At 68.0% G+C, this 22,766-nt stretch carries 20 protein-coding genes and 3 pseudogenes; 13 read left to right on the top strand and 10 right to left on the bottom strand.

The annotated features are described in order from the left end of the window. Positions 1-47: 47 nt before the first annotated feature. The gene (locus OG522_RS07640) at positions 48-779 is read right to left on the bottom strand and encodes a MerR family transcriptional regulator (RefSeq protein WP_329462181.1); all 732 of its coding nucleotides are present in this window, start codon (positions 777-779) and stop codon (positions 48-50) included. A gap of 54 nt (positions 780-833) precedes the next feature. On the opposite strand from OG522_RS07640, the gene OG522_RS07635 reads away from it, so the two are divergent. Continuing rightward, positions 834-1,121: a hypothetical protein gene (locus OG522_RS07635; protein WP_329462180.1), complete on the top strand. Its 288-nt coding sequence runs from the start codon at positions 834-836 to the stop codon at positions 1,119-1,121. 149 nt (positions 1,122-1,270) lie between these two features. Here the strand turns inward: OG522_RS07635 and OG522_RS07630 are convergent, their stop codons facing one another. After that, complete coding sequence (locus tag OG522_RS07630) at positions 1,271-1,543, bottom strand: hypothetical protein (RefSeq protein ID WP_329462179.1); 273 nt, start codon at positions 1,541-1,543, stop codon at positions 1,271-1,273. Positions 1,544-1,653: 110 nt separating this feature from the next. Further along, a pseudogene (locus OG522_RS07625) lies at positions 1,654-2,012 on the bottom strand (transposase); the annotation flags it as partial. 18 nt (positions 2,013-2,030) lie between these two features. On the opposite strand from OG522_RS07625, the gene OG522_RS07620 reads away from it, so the two are divergent. Next, positions 2,031-2,186, top strand: coding sequence for a hypothetical protein (locus tag OG522_RS07620; protein WP_329467887.1), 156 nt, complete (start codon positions 2,031-2,033; stop codon positions 2,184-2,186). A 400-nt stretch (positions 2,187-2,586) separates the two neighbouring features. Then, complete coding sequence (locus OG522_RS07615; RefSeq protein ID WP_329462178.1) at positions 2,587-3,936, top strand: hypothetical protein; 1,350 nt, start codon at positions 2,587-2,589, stop codon at positions 3,934-3,936. Positions 3,937-4,604: 668 nt separating this feature from the next. Here the strand turns inward: OG522_RS07615 and OG522_RS07610 are convergent. From OG522_RS07610 to kdpB (OG522_RS07595), 4 genes are all read right to left on the bottom strand, one after another. Then, positions 4,605-5,396 (bottom strand): GNAT family N-acetyltransferase, encoded by a 792-nt coding sequence (locus OG522_RS07610; protein WP_329462177.1) that lies wholly within the window; start codon positions 5,394-5,396, stop codon positions 4,605-4,607. A gap of 85 nt (positions 5,397-5,481) precedes the next feature. Then, entirely contained in the window at positions 5,482-5,556 is a 75-nt protein-coding gene (locus tag OG522_RS41210; RefSeq protein WP_382802556.1) for a 50S ribosomal protein bL37, read from the bottom strand. Positions 5,557-5,596: 40 nt separating this feature from the next. Beyond that, positions 5,597-6,409, bottom strand: coding sequence for an SDR family NAD(P)-dependent oxidoreductase (locus tag OG522_RS07600; RefSeq protein WP_329462175.1), 813 nt, complete (start codon positions 6,407-6,409; stop codon positions 5,597-5,599). A gap of 304 nt (positions 6,410-6,713) precedes the next feature. Continuing rightward, on the bottom strand, positions 6,714-8,879 hold the full coding sequence (kdpB, locus tag OG522_RS07595; protein WP_329462174.1) for a potassium-transporting ATPase subunit KdpB: 2,166 nt from the start codon (positions 8,877-8,879) through the stop codon (positions 6,714-6,716). A gap of 731 nt (positions 8,880-9,610) precedes the next feature. Here kdpB (OG522_RS07595) and kdpF point away from each other — a divergent pair. From kdpF to OG522_RS07545, 10 genes are all read left to right on the top strand, one after another. Further along, positions 9,611-9,700: a K(+)-transporting ATPase subunit F gene (gene kdpF / locus OG522_RS07590; RefSeq protein WP_242330691.1), complete on the top strand. Its 90-nt coding sequence runs from the start codon at positions 9,611-9,613 to the stop codon at positions 9,698-9,700. 8 nt (positions 9,701-9,708) lie between these two features. Continuing rightward, on the top strand, positions 9,709-11,373 hold the full coding sequence (gene kdpA / locus OG522_RS07585) for a potassium-transporting ATPase subunit KdpA (protein ID WP_329462173.1): 1,665 nt from the start codon (positions 9,709-9,711) through the stop codon (positions 11,371-11,373). Further along, positions 11,370-13,502 (top strand): potassium-transporting ATPase subunit KdpB, encoded by a 2,133-nt coding sequence (gene kdpB / locus OG522_RS07580; protein WP_329462172.1) that lies wholly within the window; start codon positions 11,370-11,372, stop codon positions 13,500-13,502. Before kdpA ends, kdpB (OG522_RS07580) begins: the two co-directional genes overlap by 4 nt. Positions 13,503-13,508: 6 nt before the next feature. Beyond that, complete coding sequence (locus tag OG522_RS07575) at positions 13,509-14,192, top strand: potassium-transporting ATPase subunit C (protein ID WP_329462171.1); 684 nt, start codon at positions 13,509-13,511, stop codon at positions 14,190-14,192. Between the two features lie 130 nt (positions 14,193-14,322). Next, positions 14,323-15,006 carry a response regulator transcription factor gene (locus tag OG522_RS07570; RefSeq protein WP_329462170.1) on the top strand — a complete coding sequence of 228 codons (684 nt, stop codon included), beginning with the start codon at positions 14,323-14,325 and terminating at the stop codon, positions 15,004-15,006. A gap of 70 nt (positions 15,007-15,076) precedes the next feature. Continuing rightward, positions 15,077-17,620 (top strand): sensor histidine kinase KdpD, encoded by a 2,544-nt coding sequence (locus OG522_RS07565; protein WP_329462169.1) that lies wholly within the window; start codon positions 15,077-15,079, stop codon positions 17,618-17,620. Positions 17,621-17,942: 322 nt separating this feature from the next. Next, positions 17,943-18,323, top strand: coding sequence for an SdpI family protein (locus OG522_RS07560; protein ID WP_329462168.1), 381 nt, complete (start codon positions 17,943-17,945; stop codon positions 18,321-18,323). 207 nt (positions 18,324-18,530) lie between these two features. Continuing rightward, positions 18,531-19,190: a sporulation delaying protein family toxin gene (locus tag OG522_RS07555; protein ID WP_329462167.1), complete on the top strand. Its 660-nt coding sequence runs from the start codon at positions 18,531-18,533 to the stop codon at positions 19,188-19,190. 159 nt (positions 19,191-19,349) lie between these two features. After that, a complete protein-coding gene (locus OG522_RS07550; protein ID WP_329462166.1) occupies positions 19,350-19,895 on the top strand; it encodes an SdpA family antimicrobial peptide system protein in 546 nt (181 codons plus the stop codon). A 29-nt stretch (positions 19,896-19,924) separates the two neighbouring features. Further along, positions 19,925-20,872 carry a sporulation-delaying protein SdpB family protein gene (locus OG522_RS07545; RefSeq protein ID WP_329462165.1) on the top strand — a complete coding sequence of 316 codons (948 nt, stop codon included), beginning with the start codon at positions 19,925-19,927 and terminating at the stop codon, positions 20,870-20,872. Between the two features lie 51 nt (positions 20,873-20,923). Here OG522_RS07545 and OG522_RS07540 read toward each other — a convergent pair whose 3' ends face one another. The 3 genes and pseudogenes from OG522_RS07540 to OG522_RS07530 form a co-directional block, all read right to left on the bottom strand. Then, a complete protein-coding gene (locus OG522_RS07540) occupies positions 20,924-21,250 on the bottom strand; it encodes a hypothetical protein (RefSeq protein WP_329462164.1) in 327 nt (108 codons plus the stop codon). A gap of 234 nt (positions 21,251-21,484) precedes the next feature. Beyond that, positions 21,485-22,063: pseudogene (locus tag OG522_RS07535) on the bottom strand (transposase family protein); the annotation flags it as partial. 317 nt (positions 22,064-22,380) lie between these two features. Further along, a pseudogene (locus tag OG522_RS07530) lies at positions 22,381-22,614 on the bottom strand (Rv2578c family radical SAM protein); the annotation flags it as partial. Positions 22,615-22,766 lie beyond the last annotated feature (152 nt).

The following is a 22,766-nucleotide window of genomic DNA, read 5'->3' as shown; positions in this document are numbered from 1 at the left end:
CGGACTGATTTCGGCAGGCAACCGGGCCCGTGCCCGGATGCGTCGGGTCACGCGTCCAGTTGTGCGCGGATGAGGGTATCGAGGCGCCGCCATGCTGGGGAGGATGCGTTGACCGTGCCCTGGATGAGGGCTGGGATCTCGGAGGTTGCTTCCAGCTCAGGTGGTGCGGCGGGGCCGTAGCGTTGTCGGGTCGCCTTGACGATCCGGCGGGCGAGGTCGTCGATGCGGGGATCGTCGGCAGCGAGGTCGTGCGCGTGGTCGTAGTCGAGGAAGAGCTGGCGCAGTGCAGGGTCGGCCAGGGTCTCGGCCTGGTCGTGGAACAGGGCGATCGCGTGGTCCGGGTGGGTGGCGAACACGAGGATCCACAGGTCGCGTTGCAGGTCCAACCAGCGAGGGGTGAATCCCCAGCGGGCCAGGTGCTTCAGATGGGCGCCGACCTCGGTGGGCAGTGCTGCCAACTGCCCGGTGGCGAGTTGGCGCAGGCGCCCCTGCGTTGCCCGCAGCCTCCGAATGCGGTCGGTTAGTTCGTCGTCGATCTCGCGCAGGGCCTGCTGGAACTCCTCGGCGGTCGCCGATCGCAGGTCCCGGATACGGGCCAGGGGAACGCCTGCTTCGGCGAGAGTGCGGATCTTGACCAGGGCGATGGCGTCGTTCGCGCCGTACCGCCGGTAGCCGGACGCATCACGGTCGGGCTCGGGGAGCAGCCCTTTGTCGTGGTAGACCCGGATGGTCTTGATCGATACACCGATGTATCCGGCCAGCTGCCCGATGGTGATCACCCGGCCATCGTGCCACTTGACCCTTCCCCAGGGGCAGGGTTGCAGCATGGCGTCATGACGAACACGAACATCGATCGGGACACCCTGCGCGAGCTGGCCGACGAGGGCAACGAGACCGCCCTGGACCGGCTGGCCGATCTGGCCGACGCGGCCGGGGACCTCGGGGAACTGAGTGAGCTGCTGGACGAAGGGTCCCTGCACGCGGGGTTCCTGCTCACTCGACGCGCGGCCGCGACCGGCGATCTGCGCGAGCTGCAACGGATCGCCGACGCCGGGTACGACGAGGCCAGGAACGAGCTGGAGCGACTGTTGAAGGCACCCGTAGAGGGGCGTCAGGACTGAGGAGATCGGGCGGTCGTCCGGCGGCGGGCTCAGGTGGTGCTGCCCGCCGAGGGCACGGCGGCGACAGTGATCGCTGCTGTGACATGCACCAGTGGCACGGCGTCCTTCGCGTTGTTGGGGCCAACGGCTGCCCGCTCCCGGCAGCCGGTTTAGCGACGCCGCTGTGCCGCGCGCTCCCGTTCGATTTCCCCGAGCCGTACGAACCAGCCGACGACGCCCAGGAGTCCGAAGATCCCGACAGCGAGCGCGACCAGGCTCATCGTGATCCGCCACCAGTGCAGCAAGCCGCTGCCCCCGATGCCGAGGCCGCCGCCGGTGAGCATGCAGAAGAACAACAGCGTGCGTGAGCCCTCCAACTGCCGGCAGAACTCTCCCCAGTACCGCGCCATCAGGCGCCGGGCCCCCGCCCGTGCCACTGTCATGCATCCCCCTGCCACCGCCGATTCCGCGAGCCTACTCAGTGGCCCCGACACTCGTACGCCGCCCTGCAGGCAGCCCCCGCTCGCATGACAGTGGCCAGTCCAAGGACCACTCACCTGGGCATCTCAATGGAGGGAGTGAGGCGGCCTTCGAAGGCGATCTGGAAGGCGTTCAGCGGGGCTTTCCAACGCATCGTCCACCAGCGCCGTCCCTTGCCGGTCGGGCCCAGACTCATCAGTGCCATGCAGACGCACTTCAACGCGGCGGCCTCCGAGGGGAAGTGGGCGCAGTCGCGAACGGCCTTGCGGATGCGGGCGTTCACGCTCTCAATCGCGTACGTCGAACAGATCACCTTGCGGATCTCGACGTCGAAGGAGAGGAGGGCACCATCTCGGCCCGGGCGTCGGGCCCCAGTTTGATCACGGCCGGATACTTCGTGTCCCACTTCTCGGAGAACTCCAGGAACCGCCGGGGGAGACAGAGCTGCGAGTGTTCGGCAACGGGCACTACTACGGCCGGTTCATGCTGCGGCCGGGGCGTGCCGACGTCGTACCGCTGCAGACCCGTCTGGTGGCTGTAACCCTCGCCGACCAGGTGGGCGCGGCGTTGGCCGATGCGAGGGCGGGCCCGGACCCGGAGAGCTGAAGCCATTGCGTCGTGGCTGAAAGGCACCGGCGTCAAGGCCGCGTCAATCCGGGGGCCTTGACCGTCAGGGGAGCGTCAACGTGATCGATCAGTCGAACTCCTGGCCGCCATGCTGATCTCCGCACGGGTTCGTACGAGCGGCTCGTGGCGCGAGGTTGGAGGGCGAGTGGCGATCACCGCCGGTGCCGGGCAGCGTCAGGGAGCGGGGGCCCCGACAACGACTGCTGAACCAGACCCCGCGCCGGCCGTTCGTCACGGGGGGATCCCGTCGCCGCGGGCCAGAGGGGGCCCGGGGCAAGGACGGCCGAGGCGACGGTCTCCCATCGCCGTCGCCCGGCTCGTCCGCACCCTGCGACATCGCTATCGGGAGACCACCCCGGGTCGGCTGCGTCTTGCCCGCATGGCGTGTCTGCTGCTCGGTGCCGGACTCCTGGCCCTGCTGACGGTCACCGCCACCGGACTCTCCGGAACATGGGATGCGATCCAGCATCGCGACGCGCCCCGCACGGTAGCCGCCACCCAGCTGAACCTGGCGCTGAACGACATGGACGCGCAGGCCGCCAACATCCTTCTCTCCAGCGGGGATTCGGGCACGGGCAAGGGGCGGCTCGGCGAGTCGCACACCAACGCCAACCGCATCTACAAGCAGGCGCAGGAGACCATCAGCAGCTCCCTGCGCACCCTGGGTGCCGCCTCCGAAGGGGACAAGGTCACCGAGGACACCGTCGTCGCGCTCACCGACGACTTCGCGCAGTACCAGGAGCTGGTCGGCCGCGCGTTGGAGAACGACGAGCACCCCGGCGGCAAGGACCCGGCCCGCGCCGACTACCGCCGCGCCACCGACCTGCTCGCGCAACGGCTGCTGCCGCAGGCGCGGCAACTGGTCGACGCCAACGACGCGGTGTACGAGGGCGAGTACGACGCGGCGCACTCCGACCTGATCATCCAGATCACCGCGGAGGCCGTGCTCGGGACGCTGTTGCTCGCCGCGCTCGTCGTGCTGCAGGTTCACCTCGCCCGCAGCTTCCGGCGGATCTTCAACCCGGCGCTGTTCGCGGCGACGCTGTGCGCGCTGGTCGCCCTCGTGTGCGGCGGACAGCTCCTGTCCACCTCCGCCGACCAATTGACGATTGCCCGCCATGATTCGTTCGACTCGGTGGTGGCTCTGTCCCGCTCCAAGGCCATCGGCTACGACGCCAACGCCGACGAGAGCCGGTTCCTGCTGGATGCGACGCGCCGGGACGCCTTGGAGAAGTCCTTCCTCGACAAGTCGCAGCAGCTGTACGGGCTGAAGGACGCCACCCTCGCCACATACGACGACAGGCTCGCCACGACCTGGGACGCCTATCAACGCGACCACACCGACCGGCAGTTCACCGGCGAATACCGGCGCGAGCTCGACAACATCACCTTCCCCGGCGAGCGGGAGGCGGCAGAGAAGACGGTCGCGGCGTACGCCGTCTACCAGAAGGACGACCGCACCTTCCGGCAGCTGATCGCCGAGGGGAAGGTGCAGGAGGCCACGGTCTTCTGCATCGGCTGGGCCTCCGACACCTCCAACGCCCACTTCGGACAGTGGATGAAGGCTCTGGATCAGGTGACCGCCATCAACAGTGCCCACCACGACCAGGCCATCGCCACCGGCCGGGACGCCATCGGCATCAAGACGCCGATCGCCGGTGGCGCCCTGCTCCTGGCGGGCCTGCTTCTCGTGCTGGGACTGCGTGCGAGGCTTGCCGAATTCGTCTGAGTCGCGGTGAGGGTGCGGGGGCCGAGGAGCCAGCCCCCGCACCTTGGGCAGCGCATCGCCGGGTGCTTCGGGCGCAGGGCGCTCGGCGGCTTCGAGGCCCTTGCGCGGCATCGCGCGGGCGTCCCGTCCGAGGTACGGGCCAGGGCGGCCGGGTCAAGCCTGCCGCGCCCGATGCGCGGCCACCGCGAAGGCGACGCATCCAATCAGGCAGGGCCACGGCGACAACGGCAACGGCGAAGCCCATGACGAAGTCCAGGTCTCCGGGCCTGCCATACGCCCGGCCCCGGAATGCCCGCGCCTCACCGTGAAGACGGGTGCCGCCCCGAGGTTCCCGCTGATGTCGCTGCCGTAGCTGTAGAGGGTCCCGAACGGGGCGCGCCGTCCAGAGTCCACCGGGCGCCTTGGCACTTGGCGACGGCTTTGCCCACCTTGCTGCTCGTGCGGACGCTGCGGATGTCGCAGGAGCCAAACAGGTCGACGGCAACGGGCGTGCCGAGTGAGTAGGCAAGACCCCACCCCTCGGCTGGTTCCCTGTCCGGGCATGAAGGAGGCTCCGATGACCAGGCCCCCGATCACATAACAGTCGGCCGCGCGCACGGCCAGTGCCTCGGCCCGCACTCGCACCGCAGTCCCTCCCATGCCGATCGCCCATGTCCGCCCTGACAGGGTCAGCGGTGCGCGGACAGCTGCCTGCCGCTGATCGCTTGCGAGCGAGCGGTGCCGGTCGCGTAATGGACGTATTCGCGTTCCAGGCGGAAGCCCGCCGTCCACGCGAGCAGGCGACTGGGACGGTTGTAGCGGGAGCAGGTCCAGGTGGCGCTCCGGCCCCGGTCCTCGACATCGGCGCACAGCGCCACTACGCAGCTCAGCGCGAGCTGTCGGCGGCGCTGGTCGGGCACGGTGACCACCGCGATGTCCTCGTAGCGGCTGCCCAGGAAGTACGTGCAGGCGACCACGAGCAGGCGCCCCCGGTGGAAGGCGCCCCAGGCGTGCCCGGACTTCGCGAGCCCGGCGGGGCCGCCCCAACTGGTGTGGATCCAGCGGGATTCCGGCTCGATGGTGGCCAGCGCGGGAGCGTCCGCGGTGGTGATCCGGCGCACGGTCACCCCGCGCGGCGCGCGTGGTTCGGCGGGCGCTTCACGGTGTACGTACACCATCCGCTCCCACGGCACGACCCGGTCGAAGGCGGCACCGAGCACCGGCAGGAAACGCGCGGGGGCGAGGACGTAGCGGTTGGCGAGCGGAGCGAGGGCGGCCGGGTCGAGGGCACCGGGATCGCCGCACAGCAGCACGTGTCCCGCGCCGGCGACGGCCACGGTACGGGGCCGGACGGCACGGTCGGCCCACAAGCGGCCGGCCCGGGTGGCCAGGACATGTTCGGCGAGTGAGGTCGGACCCGATGTGGCGCGGGGGAACCAGTCGATGTGGGTGGCCAGTTGGTCTAGTGGTAGCTCGATCACGGTAGTTCACCTGATTCGGGGAGCGGGGCAATGGGTGAGGGGCGGACTGCCCGCGGGGCCGGTCCGCCCCTCACCGGGAGTAGGGCTAGGTCGCGGCCTTGCTGCCGTGGTTGGCCTTCTTCTTGCGGCGGTCCTTCTTCTTGCGCGCTCGCTTGGACATGGTTCCGTCCTCCTTCAAGGGCTGCTGGCGGGGGATTTCTTCAGGCGTCATGGCCGACGAGCAGGGCGGCGAGTTTGTTGAGGCGCTTGACGCTGCGGTCCTCGGTGGCGGCGGGCGCCGGGTCGACGCGCCGGTCGCGGTCGTAGTAGGCGCCGTTGACGATCTCGACGGCCGGGTCACAGAGGCGTGCGACGTGGGCGGCACCCTCGGCGGCGCTCACACCTTCGTGTGCGTACAGCGGGAGGAGGGCGGTGTCGCAGACGCCGGGGTGGACGGAGACGGCGGTCACACGCGGGTCGGCGGCGAAGACGGTCAGGGCGAGCTGGGACTGTGCGTATGCGGCGAGCTGGGAGTAGCGCTTGGTGCGGTTGGGGTCGCTCCACTGGATGTTGCCCGTGCGGTGCAGCGAGGAGGACACGTTGACGACGCGGCCGCCCGGGTCGCTGGTGAGTGCCGGTTCCAGGAGGCAGGTCAGCAGGTAGTGGGCGAGGAAGTTGACCTGGAACGCGATCTCGTTGCCGTCGGCCGTGATGGTGTGCCGCTCGGGCGCGGCGATGCCCGCGTTGTTGACGAGGACGTCCAGATGGGGGTGCGTCTCGATGACCCGGCGGGCCATGGCTTCGACCTCGTCGAGACGGGTGAAGTCCGCGGCGATCGGGCAGAGCTGGGTCCCTTCGACGCCGGCGGTCGTGGCGACCAGCGCGTCGGCCGCGGCCCGCGCCTCCTCGATGGTGCGGCCGTGGACGAGGATGGTGGCGCCGTGCTGGGCGAGTCGGCGCGCGGCTTCGAAGCCGATACCGGCGGTCGCTCCGGTAATCAATACGGTGCTGCTGGCAAGCGATGCGGATGTCATGGTGGCTTTCCTGGATGCGGGCATGCCGAGGCCGTCCCTGATCGGGGCGGTAGGACATGCGGGAACGAAGGCGCGCGTACGCCGCCCGGCATGGGGGCGAGGGCGGCGTACGGCGTGGAAGGGCGCGACTCAGGGAGTCGGCGCGGGAACAGCACGCGTAGCCGGAGCCACCGGATTCGGTGGCCGGTCTTCATAGCGCGGACTGCTGTTCACAGCATCCATACAACGCCCGCACGCTCAGGGCCTCAAGGGAATCGGCCGGTCCTTGACGGCCCTCTGATACCGACCGATTCCGTCGCGTTCGTCAGCCCAGGCCGGGGATCGTCGAGACGAAGAGGTCGATGAGCTTGATGCCGACGAAGGGCAGGACGAGCCCACCGAGACCGTAGACGCCGAGGTTGCGGCGGAGCAGGTCGTGGGCGGAGGCCGGGGTATAGCGGACGCCCCGCAACGCGAGCGGGATCAGCGCCACGATGATCAGGGCGTTGAAGATGATGGCCGATGTGATGGCGGACGTCGGACTGTGCAGGCCCATGACGTTGAGCGCTTCGAGGCCGGGGTAGGTGCCGGCGAACATGGCGGGGATGATCGCGAAATACTTGGCGACGTCGTTGGTGATGGAGAAGGTGGTCAACGCGCCCCGGGTGATGAGGAGTTGTTTGCCGATCTCGACGATGTCGATGAGCTTGGTCGGGTTCGAGTCGAGGTCGACCATGTTCCCGGCCTCCTTGGCGGCCGAGGTACCGGTGTTCATCGCCACCCCGACGTCGGCCTGCGCGAGGGCGGGAGCGTCGTTGGTGCCGTCACCAGTCATCGCGACAAGCTTGCCGCCCGCCTGTTCCTGCTTGATGAGGGCGAGCTTGTCCTCGGGGGTCGCCTCCGCCAAATAGTCGTCCACGCCCGCCTCCTGGGCGATGGCCCGAGCGGTCAGCGGATTGTCCCCCGTGATCATGACGGTGCGGATGCCCATCCGGCGCAGCTCGGCGAACCGCTCGGCGATGCCGTCCTTGACCACATCCTTGAGGTGGATGACGCCGAGGATCCGAGGCCCGTTCCAGTCGTGCACGGCAACCAGGAGCGGCGTGCCGCCGGATGCCGAGACAGCATCCGTGAACTGCGCTGCCTCGGGCTGCACTTGGCCGCCGTACATCTGGACCCACTCGATGACCTGGGCGGCCGCGCCCTTGCGGATGTGGGAGACGGCGCCGTTCTCCCAGCGCAGGTCCACGCCGCTCATCCGGGTCTGCGCGCTGAACTCCACGAACCGTGAACCGTGCAGATCGCCCTCGTTCGGCTCGCGCAGCCCGTACCGTTCCTTGGCGAGGACCACGACCGAGCGGCCCTCGGGGGTCTCGTCGGCCAGCGAGGCCAGCTGCGCCGCGTCCGCGAGATGCGGCTCGCGGATCCCGGGCATGGCGATGAACGCGGTCGCTTCACGATTGCCGAGGGTGATGGTGCCGGTCTTGTCGAGCAGCAGCGTGTTAACGTCCCCGGCCGCCTCCACCGCCCGTCCCGACATCGCCAGCACATTGCGCTGCACCAGCCGGTCCATGCCCGCGATCCCGATCGCCGAGAGCAGCGCGCCGATAGTGGTAGGGATCAGCGTCACCAGCAGCGCCACGAGCACGGTGGTGGACTGGGCGGCGGTCGCGTACTCGGCCATCGGCTGAAGCGTGACCACCACCAGGACGAACACGATGGTGAGCGCCGACAGCAGGATGTTCAGGGCGATCTCGTTCGGCGTCTTCTGCCGGGCCGCGCCCTCCACCAGCGCGATCATCCGGTCCAGGAAGGAATGCCCCGGCCGTGAGGTCACCCGCATCACGATCCGGTCTGACAGCACTGTCGTGCCGCCGGTCACCCCCGAACGGTCACCGCCCGACTCCCGGATGACCGGCGCGGACTCGCCGGTCACCGCTGACTCGTCCACGGCCGCGACCCCGTCCACCACATCACCGTCCGCCGGGATCAGCTCTCCGGCCTCCACCAGCACGAAGTCGAACGGCTTGAGATCGGTGGCCGCGACCGCCTCGGTCCGGGAGTGCCGCACATCGGTGCCCACCCGCCAGTTGTCGCGCAGCCTGAGCGCCACCGTGTCCGTACGGGCCCTGCGCAAAGACTCGGCCTGTGCCTTGCCCCGGCCCTCGGCCACCGCCTCGGCGAGATTGGCGAAGATCACCGTCAGCCACAGCCAGACACTGATCACCCACGTGAAGACGGACGGATGGATCAGCGCCGAGAGCGTGGTGAGCACCGCGCCCGCCGACACCACGAACAGGACGGGCGTACGGATCAGGGCGCGAGGGTGCAACTTGCGTACGGCGTCCGGGAACGACTTCACCAGCTGGACGGGCTCGAAAAAGCCGGCCGTCCGGCGGTTGTGACGGGCCCGGGGCGGCTGGGGATTCCTCGGCGGTGGACCGGCGGGGGCGGGGATGGTGTGGGTCTGCTGCTGAGCGGCGGGAGACATCGTGGAATGACCTTCTGGTGGGGGTGCCGGCCCCGCCTCTATGCGGACAAGACGACCGACCCGGCTTGGGCTCGATGAGACTGGGGAGCGGGCCCCGTTTCGGTCCCGGGGCCCGTCACCGACAGTAGTCGGGCGGGCGCGACGCGAAGTGATGGCGCCGCATGCCTACGCACCCTGGTCGGGGACCGCCGGCCAGGGGCGTTCGCGACGGTTTGAGCGGTAGCACAGGAATCTAGGTCACGATTGACCCGTGTTGGGGCCGTTACACGGAGTATTTACGCCTCTCTGATGGTGCTTGAGAACGGGCGTAGCAGGAGGCACGTCATGAATTCTCGGCAAGGCGATGCGGCGGTTCACCGGCGCGGCACGGATGGAGGAAGTGGGCACGGTGAACCGCCGTGGCACCGGGCTTGGCGAGCTCTGGCCGAACCTGGCTGATAAGAGCGGCAACGGCTGTGCTCCGGCGCCCCGGACGGAGTAGTGGGAACCGGCATTTCCACTGCTCGGCGGGCATATGACGCCGCCTGCGTATGGGTCTCGTCAAAGTCGCGCCAATGGCCGTAAGGGACCCGTCAACGGGGCGCGTGAACGGTTCCGGAGGGGGTTTCCTCGTGGTGTCCGTTTCTTTCGAACCTCTTTCAGGAGTTCACGATGGCCGACGTGGCCTTCGTCGTCACCACGGTCGCGGTCTTCGCGCTGGTGGCGCTCATCGCCAGGGGGGTGGCGAAGCTGTGACTGCCGAGAACATTGTCGGTCTGATCGTGGCCGTCGCTCTGCTGGGTTACCTCGTCCTCGCGCTCGTCAAGCCGGAGAGGTTCTGAGCACCGACATGTCTCCTGTCTTCGCCGGCGTACTCCAGTTCCTGGCCCTCTTCGTGGCGCTGGGGCTGGCCTATCGCCCCCTCGGTGACTACATGGCCCGGGTCTACTCCTCCGACAAGCACTTGCGCGTCGAGAAGTGGATCTACAAGGCCATCGGCGCCAATCCGTCCACCGAGATGCGCTGGCCCGCCTATCTGCGCGGTGTCCTGGTCTTCTCTGCGGTGAGCGTGCTCTTCCTCTACCTGATGCAGCGCCTGCAGGGTTCGTTGCCCGGCTCGCTCGGGTTCGTCTCGATCCCGGCCGACCAGGCGTTCAATACGGCCGCCTCCTTCGTGTCCAACACGAACTGGCAGTCGTACTCGGGCGAGCAGTCCATGGGCCACGTCGTGCAGACCGGTGGCCTGGCGGTGCAGAACTTCGTCTCCGCCGCCGTCGGTATCGCCGTCGCCGTCGCGCTGGTACGGGGCTTCGCCCGCTCGCGCACCGGTGAGCTGGGCAACTTCTGGGCCGACCTGGTGCGCGGCGTGGTCCGCATCCTGCTGCCGATCGCCGCGCTCGGCGCGGTCGTGCTGGTGGCGTGCGGTGCGATCCAGAACTTCTCCGGTATCCACGAGGTCGGCCAGTTCATGGGCGGCTCGCAGCAGTGGAACGGCGGTGCGGTGGCCTCGCAGGAGGCGATCAAGGAGCTGGGCACGAACGGCGGCGGTTACTTCAACGCCAACTCGGCCCACCCCTTCGAGAACCCCAACGGCTTCTCCAGCCTGTTCGAGATCTTCCTGATCCTGGTGATCCCGTTCGCGCTGACCCGCACCTTCGGCAAGATGGTGGGATCGGTCAAGCAGGGTTACGCGATCCTCGCCACCATGGTCACCATCTGGGTCGGGTTCACCGCCCTGATGATGTGGACCGAGTTCGCCCACCACGGACCGGCGTTCGACATCGCGGGCGGCGCGATGGAGGGCAAGGAGACCCGCTTCGGTATTGGCGCGTCCTCGATCTTCTCGGTGGCGACCACGCTCACCTCGACCGGCGCGGTCAACTCCTTCCACTCCTCCTTCACAGGCTTCGGCGGCGGCATCCAGCTCCTGGGCATGCAGCTCGGCGAGATCGCGCCGGGCGGTACCGGATCCGGCCTGTACGGCATGCTGATCATGGCGATCATCGCGGTGTTCATCGCGGGCCTGATGGTGGGGCGCACGCCCGAGTACCTGGGCAAGAAGATCGGCACCCGCGAGATCAAGTTCGCGGCCTGCTACATCCTGGTCACCCCGGCGCTCGTCCTGATCTTCACGGCCATCGCGATGGCGATGCCGTCGACGCTGACCTCGATGACGAACTCGGGCGCGCACGGCTTCTCCGAGGTCCTGTACGCGTACTCCTCCGGCGCGAACAACAACGGCTCCGCGTTCGCGGGTCTGAACGCGAATACGCCGTGGTTCAACACGAGCATCGGGCTCGCCATGCTGCTGGGCCGGTTCGTCCCGATGGTGTTCGTCCTGGCCCTGGCTGGTTCGCTCGCCGAGCAGAAGCCGATCCCGGAGACGGCGGGCACCCTGCGCACCAACAAGCCGCTGTTCACCGGCCTGCTGGTCGGCACCGTGATGATCGTCGCGGGTCTGACCTACTTCCCGGCCCTGGCTCTCGGCCCGCTGGCGGAAGGGCTGGCGTCATGACCACCAATCTGAAGCACGAGGACGAGATGTCCACTGCCACTCCCACCCGGGCGCCGCACAGCGATGTGCCCAGCGGGCACAAGGACCAGGGCAAGGTCGGGGGCGGCATGTTCGACCCCAAGGCGCTGGTCAAGTCCTTCCCGGACGCGGTCAGGAAGCTCAACCCGAAGACGATGATCAAGTCTCCGGTGATGTTCGTGGTGGAGATCGGGTCGGTCCTGACCACGGTCCTGGCGATCAAGAGCCCGGGGGACTGGTTCGGCTGGGCGATCACGGCGTGGTTGTGGCTGACCACCATTTTCGCCAACCTGGCGGAGGCCGTCGCCGAGGGCCGAGGCAAGGCCCAGGCGGACACTCTGCGCAAGGCCAAGACCGACACCGTCGCCCGCCGCCTGACGGCCGACGGGAAGTCCGAGGAGCAGGTTCCCGGCACCGAGCTGAGGATCGGCGACCTGGTCGTCTGCGAGGCGGGCGACATCATTCCCGGCGACGGTGACGTGGTCGAGGGTGTCGCATCCGTCGACGAGTCGGCGATCACCGGTGAGTCCGCCCCGGTCATCCGGGAGTCCGGCGGCGACCGCAGCGCGGTGACCGGCGGTACGAAGGTGCTGTCCGACCGGGTGGTCATCAAGATCACGACGAAGCCGGGCGAGACGTTCATCGACCGGATGATCAACCTGGTCGAGGGCGCGGCGAGGCAGAAGACCCCGAACGAGATCGCCCTCAACATCTTGCTGGCGTCCCTCACGATCGTCTTCCTGCTGGCCGTCGTCACCCTCCAGCCCTTCGCGATGTACGCGAAGGCCGAGCAGTCCATGATCGTGCTGGCCGCGCTCCTGGTCTGCCTGATCCCGACCACGATCGGGGCGCTGCTCTCGGCGATCGGTATCGCGGGCATGGACCGCCTGGTGCAACGCAACGTCCTGGCCATGTCGGGCCGCGCGGTCGAGGCCGCCGGTGACGTCTCCACGCTGCTCCTCGACAAGACCGGCACCATCACCCTCGGCAACCGTCAGGCGTCCGAGTTCGTGCCGGTCGGCGGTACCACGGAGGCCGAGGTCGCGGACGCCGCGCAGCTCTCCTCGCTGTCGGACGAGACGCCCGAGGGCCGCTCGATCGTGGTCCTCGCGAAGGAGAAGTACGGCCTGCGCGAGCGTCACCAGGGTGAGCTCGTGGGGGCCGAGTGGATCGCGTTCACCGCCCAGACCCGTATGTCGGGCGTGGACGTGGACGGACGCAAGGTCCGCAAGGGCGCGGCCGGTTCGGTCATCAACTGGGTCAAGGAGCAGGGCGGGCAGGTCGCGCCCGACGCCGACACGCTGGCCAACAAGATCTCCGAAGCGGGCGGTACACCGCTCCTGGTCGCAGTCGAGGACGAGCAGGGCCCCCGGATTCTGGGTGTCATCCACCTGAAGGATGTCGTCAAGGAGGGCATGAGGGAGCGGTTCGACGAGCTGCGCCGGATGGGCATCAAGACGGTCATGATCACGGGTGACAACCCGCTGACCGCCAAGGCGATCGCCGAAGAGGCGGGCGTGGACGACTTCCTCGCGGAGGCCACTCCCGAGGACAAGATGGCGCTGATCAAGCGGGAGCAGGCGGGCGGCAAGCTGGTCGCGATGACCGGTGACGGCACCAACGACGCCCCGGCCCTGGCGCAGGCGGACGTAGGCGTGGCGATGAACACGGGTACGTCGGCCGCGAAGGAGGCCGGCAACATGGTCGACCTCGACTCGAACCCGACCAAGCTCATCGAGATCGTCGAGATTGGCAAGCAACTCCTCATCACCCGGGGCGCGTTGACCACCTTCTCGATCGCCAACGACGTCGCGAAGTACTTCGCGATCATCCCGGCGATGTTCGCGGTCGTCTACCCCGGCCTGGACAAGCTCAACATCATGAGCCTGCACAGCCCCGAGTCGGCGATCCTGTCCGCGGTCATCTTCAACGCGCTCATCATCATCGCCCTCGTACCGCTGGCCCTGAAGGGCGTGCAGTACAAGCCGACCAGCGCGGACAAGATGCTGCGCCGCAACCTCGGCATCTACGGCCTGGGCGGTCTGATCGCCCCGTTCATCGGCATCAAGATCATCGACCTGCTCATCTCCCTCATCCCCGGAATCGGCTGACCTGCCATGAACAACTCCCTTGGAAACACAGCCCGGTTGATCGGTGCGGGCCTGCGCGCACTCCTGGTTCTCACCGTGATCTGCGGCGTGATCTACCCGCTCGTGGTGACCGGCATCGCCCAGGTGGCCTTCAGTAACAAGGCCAACGGTTCCGAGATCAAGTCCGGCGGCAAGGTGGTCGGCTCCGAGCTCATCGGGCAGACCTACAACCTCCCGAAGAAGGATCCGAACAACGCCGACGAGGCCGCGCAGCCGGACCTGAAGTGGTTCCAGCCCCGCCCCTCCAACGGACTCGGCTCCAACGTCACCAACGGCATCAACACGCAGTACAACCTGCTGGTGTCCGGCGCGACCAACCTGTCCGGCGACAACGACAAGCTGATCAAGCAGGTCAAGGACGCCAAGGACGCGGTCGTCAAGGACAACTCCACGGCCGACTACAAGGTGAACCCGGCCGATGTGCCCGCCGACGCGGTCACCTCCTCCGGCTCGGGCCTCGACCCGCAGATCTCCCCCGAGTACGCCAAGCTCCAGGTCCACCGGGTGGCCGAGCAGAACCACCTCGACGTCAAGCAGGTCGAGAAGCTCGTCACCGACAACACCAGCGGCCGGATCCTCGGCTTCATGGGCGAGCCCGGCGTCAACGTCCTCAAGCTGAACATCGCACTCAAGGAAATCACTTCGAAGTGAGCCACTTACGACGGCGGGCGGGAGCCAGTGGACGGGGTTCTTCCCGCCACCGGCTCCCGCCCCCTTGTGAGACCGCACTCCCTTGCCGGCTCCGGCACGACGCACAGCACGAAAGAAAGGCGGCACGCCGATGACCCGGGTGCTGGTGGTCGAGGACGAACCACAGCTCGTACGGGCTCTTGAAATCAACCTCAGGGCACGGAAATACGAAGTGGACTCCGCACCCGACGGTGAGACCGCCCTGAAGCTCGCCTCCGCGAACCCGCCGGACGCGGTGCTGCTCGACCTCGGGCTGCCCGACATCGACGGCATCGAGGTGATGCGCCGGCTGCGGAGCTGGTGCCGGGCGCCGATCCTGGTGGTCTCCGCACGCAACACCTCCGACGAGAAGGTCGAGGCCCTCGACTCGGGGGCGGACGACTACATCACCAAGCCGTTCAGCATGGACGAACTCCTGGCCCGCCTGCGGGTCGCGACCCGCAGGATCGAACCCGTGGCAGAGTCCGGGGAAACGGGCATCGTCACGACCAAGGGCTTCACGATCGACCTGCCCGCGAAGAAGGCGAAGCGGGCCGGCAAGGACATCCGGCTCACTCCGACCGAATGGCATCTGGTCGAAGTCCTGATCCGTAACCGGGGCCGTCTCGTCACCCAAAGGCAACTCCTTGAGGAGGTCTGGGGACCCGGCTACCGTACGCAGAGCAACTATCTCCGCGTCTACATGGCCCAGTTGAGGCGCAAACTCGAAGCGGACCCGTCCCACCCCAAGCATCTGATCACCGCTCCCGGCATGGGATACCGGTTCGAGAACTGAGCCGCGGCATCCCCATCAGGAAGCCCCTCGACCCTCGACCTCCCCTTCCCCGACACAGAGAATCGTGGCCATGGCACGCGGCAAGCTCCGCATCTATCTCGGCGCGGCGCCCGGCGTCGGCAAGACCTACTCGATGCTCTCCGAGGCACACCGGCGCGTCGAACGCGGCACCGACTGCGTGATCGGCTTCGTCGAACACCACAGCAGACCGCGCACGGAAGTGATGCTGCACGGCCTGGAACAGGTCGAGCGCCGTGAGGTCGAATACCGCGGCACCGTCTTCCAGGAGATGGACGTGGACGCCGTCCTGGAGCGCCGTCCGTCGGTGGTCCTGGTCGACGAACTGGCCCACACCAATATCCCCGGCTCGCGCAACACCAAGCGCTGGCAGGACGTCGAGGAACTCCTCGCCGCGGGCATCAGTGTCGTCTCGGCCGTGAACATCCAGCACCTGGAATCCCTCGGTGACGTCGTCGAGTCGATAACGGGCATCCGGCAGCAGGAGACGGTGCCCGACGAAGTGGTGCGCCGGGCCGACCAGGTCGAGCTCGTCGACATGTCACCCCAGGCGCTGCGCCGCCGCATGGCACACGGCAACATCTACAAGCCCGACAAGCTGGACGCCGCCCTCGCCAACTACTTCCGGCCCGGAAACCTCACCGCCCTGCGCGAGTTGGCACTGCTCTGGGTCGCCGACCGGGTCGACGAATACCTCCAGGAATACCGTAGCGAGCACAGCGTCTCCACGATCTGGGGCTCGCGCGAACGCATCGTCGTCGGCCTCACCGGGGGCCGGGAAGGACGTACGCTCATCCGCCGCGCCGCCCGGCTCGCCGAAAAGGGCGCCGGCGGCGAGGTGTTGGCCGTGTACGTGTCGCGGAGCGACGGCCTGACATCCGCCTCGCCGAAGGAACTGGCCGTCCAGCGCACCCTGGTCGAGGACGTCGGCGGAAGCTTCCACCACGTCGTGGGCGACGACGTCCCGCAGTCCCTGCTCGACTTCTCGCGCGGCGTCAACGCCACCCAGATCGTCCTGGGCACCAGCCGCCGCAAGACATGGCAGTACATGTTCGGCCCCGGCGTCGGCGCCACCGTGGCCCGCGACTCCGGGCCCGACCTCGACGTCCACATCGTCACCCACGAAGAGGCAGCCAAGGGCCGGGGCCTCCCGACGGGACGCGGCGCCCGGCTCGGCCGCACCAGAACCGTGTGGGGCTGGCTGGCCGGTGTCGTCGGTCCACTCCTGCTGACCCTGCTGCTGACCAACCTCACCACCGACCTCGGCATCGCCAACGACATGCTGCTCTACCTGTCGTTGACCGTGGCGGCCGCGCTGCTCGGCGGATTCCTGCCCGCCGTGGCCTCGGCCCTGGTCGGGTCGCTGCTCATCAACTGGTACTTCAGCCCGCCCGTCCACGAGCTGACGATCTACGACCCCAAGAACATCGTCGCCATCGTCATCTTCGTGCTGGTTGCGGTGTCGGTGGCCTCCGTGGTCGACCTCGCGGCCCGCCGCACCCAGCAGGCCGCCCGGCTGCGCGCCGAATCGGAGATCCTCTCCTTCCTCGCGGGCAGCGTGCTGCGTGGCGAAACCAGCCTCGACGCCCTGCTGGAACGCGTCCGCGAGACCTTCGCCATGGAGTCCGTCGCCCTCCTGGAGCGAGCAGCCGACACCGAACCGTGGAGCTGCGCGGGCAGCGTCGGCCCCTCACCCGTGCCCCGCCCCGAGGACGCCGACGTGGACATGCCGGTCGGCGACCACATGGCTCTCGCACTCACCGGCCGGGTGCTGCCCGCCGAGGACCGACGCGTACTCGGCGCCTTCGCCGCCCAGGCCGCCGTCGTGCTCGACCGCCGCAGGCTCCAGGAAGAGGCCGACCAGGCGAGGCTTTACGCGGAGGGCGACCGCATCCGCACCGCCCTGCTCGCCGCCGTCAGCCACGACCTGCGCACCCCACTCGCCTCCATCAAGGCATCGGTCACCTCACTGCGCTCGGACGACGTGGAGTGGTCCGAGGCAGACGAGGCGGAGCTCCTGGAGGGCATCGAGCTGGGGGCGGACCGCCTCGACCACCTGGTCGGCAACCTCCTGGACATGTCCCGCCTCCAGACCGGCACAGTCACCCCGATCATCAGAGAGATAGACCTCGACGAGGTCATCCCGATGGCACTGGGCGGCGTCCCCGAGGACAGCGTCGTACTCGACATCCCCGAGGACCTTCCGATGGTCGCGGTGGACCCGGGCCTGCTGGAGCGGGCCGTGGCCAACGTCGTCGAGAACGCCGTGAAATACAGCCCCGAGGGTGAACGGGTCCTGGTGGCGGCCAGCGCGATCGCCGACCGGGTGGAAGTACGGGTCGCCGACCAAGGCCCCGGCGTCCCCGACGAGGCAAAGTCCCGCATCTTCGCCCCGTTCCAGCGCTACGGGGACGCCCCGCGCGGCGCCGGAGTCGGACTCGGCCTCGCCGTCGCCCGCGGCTTCGCCGAAGCGATGGGCGGCACGCTGGCAGCCGAGGACACCCCCGGCGGCGGCATGACGATGGTCCTCACCCTCCAGAAGGCGAACGACCGCCCGCCGGTGCCGGCCGATCCGTCGGAGACGGCGACCTCGTAACTGCGTACCCCAGAGCCGACGCGGCCGCTCAACCATGGCGCCGGTGACCGCGACGAGCTTGTCCAGGGGGTGGCTTTGTTTCACGAGAACCGGCCGCCCGCACCGGGTCAGCGAAATCGTCCTGGTTGTCGGCGCGACCAAGGGGAACCAGCTCGCCGACAACCTTGTCGGCGATTGCTGGCCGCGCCGTTCAGGGCGGAAAGGGGTGCGGTTAGGGAGCCGTTAAATCGATCAACTCGGCGTTGTCCGTCTCGAACTGGGGTGCAAGGATGCTCAAGTAACAGCATCAGTGGGCTCAGCCGGGGGAAATGAGTTCAACGCTATGAATACCCATCTCGTGGTGGGGACCGTTCTCGCCGTCATCTATGTGGCGGTATCCGTGGGCGTATTGACCATCGCCCGCAAGAGCCGCAACGGCACGCTCGCCAGGAATCCGCTCGTGGGTGTACGGACGAGGGAAACGCTCGGCGACGACGCCGCCTGGAAAGCCGGTCAGCGCGAGGCCCGACGGCGCTATGTGCGCCTCGTACCGGTGCTGGCCGGGGCCGCGATCGCTTCGCTGATCAATGCCCTTGCCGAAGGCCCGTTCTGGGGGTTCGCGGTGATTGTGGCGGTGAGTGGCGCCCTTGACTTGGCGATCGCCACCTCGTCCGCCGCCGCGGCCAATTCCGCGGCCCGCCGCGAGCGTCACCGGCCGGTCTGAGCCCGCCCCACCCGCTCCGGTGGCGGAGGGGATCTCCGCCACCGGGCTCCAACACCGTTGATCGGGTGGCCCGTTCGGTGCCCGTGGCCCGGCGCCATTCACCGAAGCCGATCGTCGCTCCCTCGCACTGCCCGTGACCGGAGCGTGGATGTCGCCTGCCCGGAAACGGCAGAGCACGCACACAACGACTATTCGAAGGTACCCCACATGAATCTGAAGAAGACCGGTGCGCTCGCCTGCGTGGCAGCGGTGCTGACCGTCGGCGTCGCCTACGGTTCCGCGTCCGCGTCCGCCGCCCCGGTGGCCATCCGCACCGCGGTCAAGCCGGCCGCGCACCACGTCAAGTACTCCGACGAGGACATCGTCGGTCTCCTCGTCTTCGCCAAGGGCAAGGCGGCGGACGAGCACCCGGACCTGGCCAAGCAGATCCGGTCGCGCCGGTCCCCCCAGACCAGCCAGGTGACGCTTGAGCAGATCGCGGTGTTCACCAAGGACCTCAAGGCGGTCGACAAGGACTTCCACGACAAGGTGACAGTCGCGGTCCAGATCAACGACCCGTTCCAGGCCAAGGCCGGCATGGAGCGGCTCAACGATGACCTCAAGACCTTCATGACCCAGCACAAGTCGCCGGCCATGAAGAGCCCGAACCGCGCCAACGGCTGGTTCTGGCACGACGCCTACATCGCGATCGAGATCAACGCCGTGGGCGCCATCAACGCCATCGGTTACGCGAACGTGGCCGGGGCGACCGAGGCCGTCGTCACGCTCGTGGTGGTCCCGGCCGCCGTGAGCTACGGCTTCGACATGAGCCAGCCCAACAGCCTGGACGCCGACAACATGGTCTCCGCCGTGGCGGCGGCCCTCTGACAACGACCGCTCTGCCGCGCCGTATTCGCTACCGGAGCGGCGCGGCAGAGCCTCCGGTGACGCATCCGACACCTTTCCGCACCGCATAGGGATCGCGCCCATATGGCCAGCACGTCCACCGACACGCATTCGAGACCGGGGGAGCCCCGGACCGGATCGATGCGCCAACTTGCCCTGTTCTCCGTCGCCTGCCTGGTGGTCTTCGGCTACCTGGCCGCCGCGCTCTTCTACACACTGCCGAGCAATGCGCTGAGCAGCCGGCACTCCAAGGGCGCCCGGTCGGCCCTGAACATCCTGACTCCGGAGAACTGGGCGTTCTTCACCCGGAATCCCCAGTCCGAGCAGACCGGCGCCTACGCGCTGGGCGCCGACGGCTCTCCCCGGAACCTGTTGCACACGCCGCAGGGCAATCCCTCGAACATGTTCGGGCTGTCGCGTACGCAGCGCGCACAAGGGCCCGAGCTGGGTTTCTTCAACGCGGCGGCGACCGGGCACTGGTCCGACTGCGGGGGCTATCTGGACGACTGCATGAAGGAGGCGTCCAGGAAACCGGCGGTGAAGGTGGACAACACCAGTCCGGTGCCGACCGTGTGCGGTGATTCGTACCTCACCCAGGAGAAGACGGTGCCGTGGAGCTTCCGCAACCAGGTTTCCTACGAAAAACGCGTGCTGCGGATCGTGCACCTGGACGTCCGATGCAAGTGATGCCCGTCGTAAGGAATTCCGTACAGGAAATGGCCGACCGGTTGGCCAGGCGCACCGCGCGGCACGATCTGCGGTCCCGCTGGTTCGGTGTGGGGCGCACCGTCATCGCGCTGGCCCAGTTGAGCGTGCTGTTGCTGACTCCGGTCAAGGCACTGCTCGTGCCGGTCGTCGCCATGGGGGAATACCCGCGCTGCGATTCCGTCCGCGGTGCGTCGGCACTGTGCCTCGGCGGTGACGCGCTGGGCATGGAGCCGAGACGGTGGCTGTTGATCGCCATCTTGGTGGTGGTCGCCAGTGGCTACCGCCCTCGCTGGACGGCCGTTCCCCATGCGTGGGCCTCGTACTCGGTCGCGGTCAGCATCGCGGTGCCCGACGGCGGCGAGTCGATAGGCATGATCATGAGCCTGCTGATGATTCCCATCGCGCTGGCCGACGGCCGTACGTGGCACTGGCAGCGGCCGGTCCGGAAGCAGACGCCTTCATGGCGGACGGTGTCCTTCGTTGCGTTTCTGGCGATACGGGTGCAGATCGCCTACCTGTATCTCGACAGCGCCGTCAGCAAGTTCGGCGTGGCTGACTGGGCCAACGGCACCGCCGAGTACTACTTCCTGCGCGACAACATGTTCGGCGTGGGACAGCCGTGGGACTCGCTGTTTCTGTGGATGTCCAGGAGCGCTACGGCCGTTACCGCCCTGACCTGGGGTGCGCTGGTCATCGAGATCGCCATCGGCGTGTGTGTGCTGGCATCCGACCGCTGGCGCAAGGCCGGGATGGTGATGGACATCGTCTTGCACGGTTCGATCATCCTCACGATGGGCCTGTGGAGCTTCGCGGTGGTGATGATCGGCTCCGCGATCGTCTGCGCGACGCCGGAACGGGGTCGGCCGGAGCGGGCGTCGGACGCACCACCGGCCGAGCCGAAGGTGCGGCACTGCGCGGAATGCGGTGCCCTGCCCACGGTCGCCGCCGTCCCGTGATGGCGGTAGGTACGTGAAAACGCCCGTCGGTTGGGACGGGCGTTTTCGCCTTTACCGGTGCACCGACGGTGTACCGATGCGGAACCTGCTTCCATTGCGAGGGCCGAGCCTCGCGGTGATGTCCACGCGCCGTACGCCCGTCTCCGTGGAGAATTCCTGGGTGCTCTCGGCGAGGCGCGTATGTTGCTGCCAGCGATATCGGAAGAACACGCTTATCAGGTGCTCACCCGGCGCGACCGTTACTTCCGTAGTGCCCCATCGCGTGGCTTGTTCCTGCCCGTCGATCTCGATTACGGGATGAGTGAACAGCCGGTGGAACCATGCGGCGACGAGCGACGGTGTGACATTGACCGAGACAACTACCCCTTGATCATGCATGAGTTGATCCTAGCAATCAGCCGAGCAACTCATGCGTGGGCAGGGATAGGAGTTCCGTATATTTCCTCGGCAAGAGCCACCTTCAAGAGGAAGCCGTCTGCCCGGTGCCACGGCCCGTAGTAAGGCCCGGTCGCAGATATCCCGCCGGACCGCGGCCAGTTCCTCCTCCGTGACTGCACACACCAGTTTTAGTCAGCCATGACACACGGACATACGCCAGAGGGCCCCTTCCGAAGAAAGCGGCCGTCCAGTAGGGCAGGACTGTTGCAAAGTCACCCAGGGGCCGGCCCCCATGTACGCGCGGTGGGCGAGGCCGGGAACGCCTTGGCGCTCGCAGCTCCGGATGATCCGGTGCGGGCCGCGGTGAGGTCGTGCGCGCGGCCAGGCACGGCAGGCGACATCCACAGCAACTGTCCGGCCGGGTTGGTCACCACCTGAACGTTTACCCCGTGTCGGCGGTGTTTGTGGGGAAAGTCAGCCCAGCTGTCGCCGACTCGGTCGCACTCCGCGAGGGTGCCGTCCACCAGGACGTAGTCGGGGTCGGCTTCACGAGCGTCCGCAGGAGCCCGGGTGCGCGGTCCGTGAGCAGGGCGATGATGGCTGTCGTGCAGGCATGAGCGGTGCCCACGGAGATGCCGAACCCGGCAGCACGCTGGGCGAGATGTCGTGCTGCCGCAGGTGCACCAGACCGACCAGCGCACGCTGATGCGGCGGGAGCTTGCAGCGGCGGTCACCCTCGCGGGTGACGATGAGCATGGTTACCCACTCGACCAGGCCGTGAGGCAGATCGAGTGCGGCAGAGTACGGAACCAACGTGGCTGCTGTGCCTGTGGGTTGAGACTTCGAACACCTCCCCCAACGGCACGGGAGCCTCGTGCGTTGCGGGCATCGACTCCGTCACCCGTTCAGTGGCCCCGCTGAAAGACCTCACTGACTCGCGTCGGCGCCGCCTGAGCGCGCAGCCGGTCCACGCAGCAGCACGGCGTAAGCCGTCCTCTCCGCCTTGCTCGGGGCGGCATACCGGTCTGGCGCTTCCGGGGTCGGGAATGACCTCGTCATGCCTTTCCAGGCCTTGTCCGCGTTCGGAGTGCTGAGCATCGGCCCTCCCGGGCTCAAGAGGGTCACGCGAAGTACACGCATGCGTGCGAGCACCCACGGTACGGGTTGACGGTCCACTCGAACGGCATGCGGGAGGCGCCCGGCACCCGGTTGACGATCGAACGCGCCCGGATCTCGTGGAAGGTGATCCCGCGGAACTCGGGGGTGTCGAACGTGCGGGTGGTCACCGCGTCCGCAGCGAACAGGGCGGCCGCGCCGGCCCGGTCGGCCGGGGTGTCGTCATCGGCGAGATTCTCCCAGCGCATGAACGCCTCCTCCGGTTCCTCGGGGCCATTCGGTCACTCCCACCTCTAAATAGAACACACGTTCCCTTCTTGATCGCAACCCGGATTGTGACGGCAGACCCCGAGGTGGTTGGCTTGGCGCACCCCGAAAACCCCGGAAACACAAGTGCTGG

This window comes from Streptomyces sp. NBC_01431, assembly GCF_036231355.1.
GTDB lineage: Bacteria > Actinomycetota > Actinomycetes > Streptomycetales > Streptomycetaceae > Streptomyces.
The sequence above is the reverse complement of the archived record's forward strand: the minus strand, read 5'-3'. Positions and strand labels throughout refer to the sequence as shown.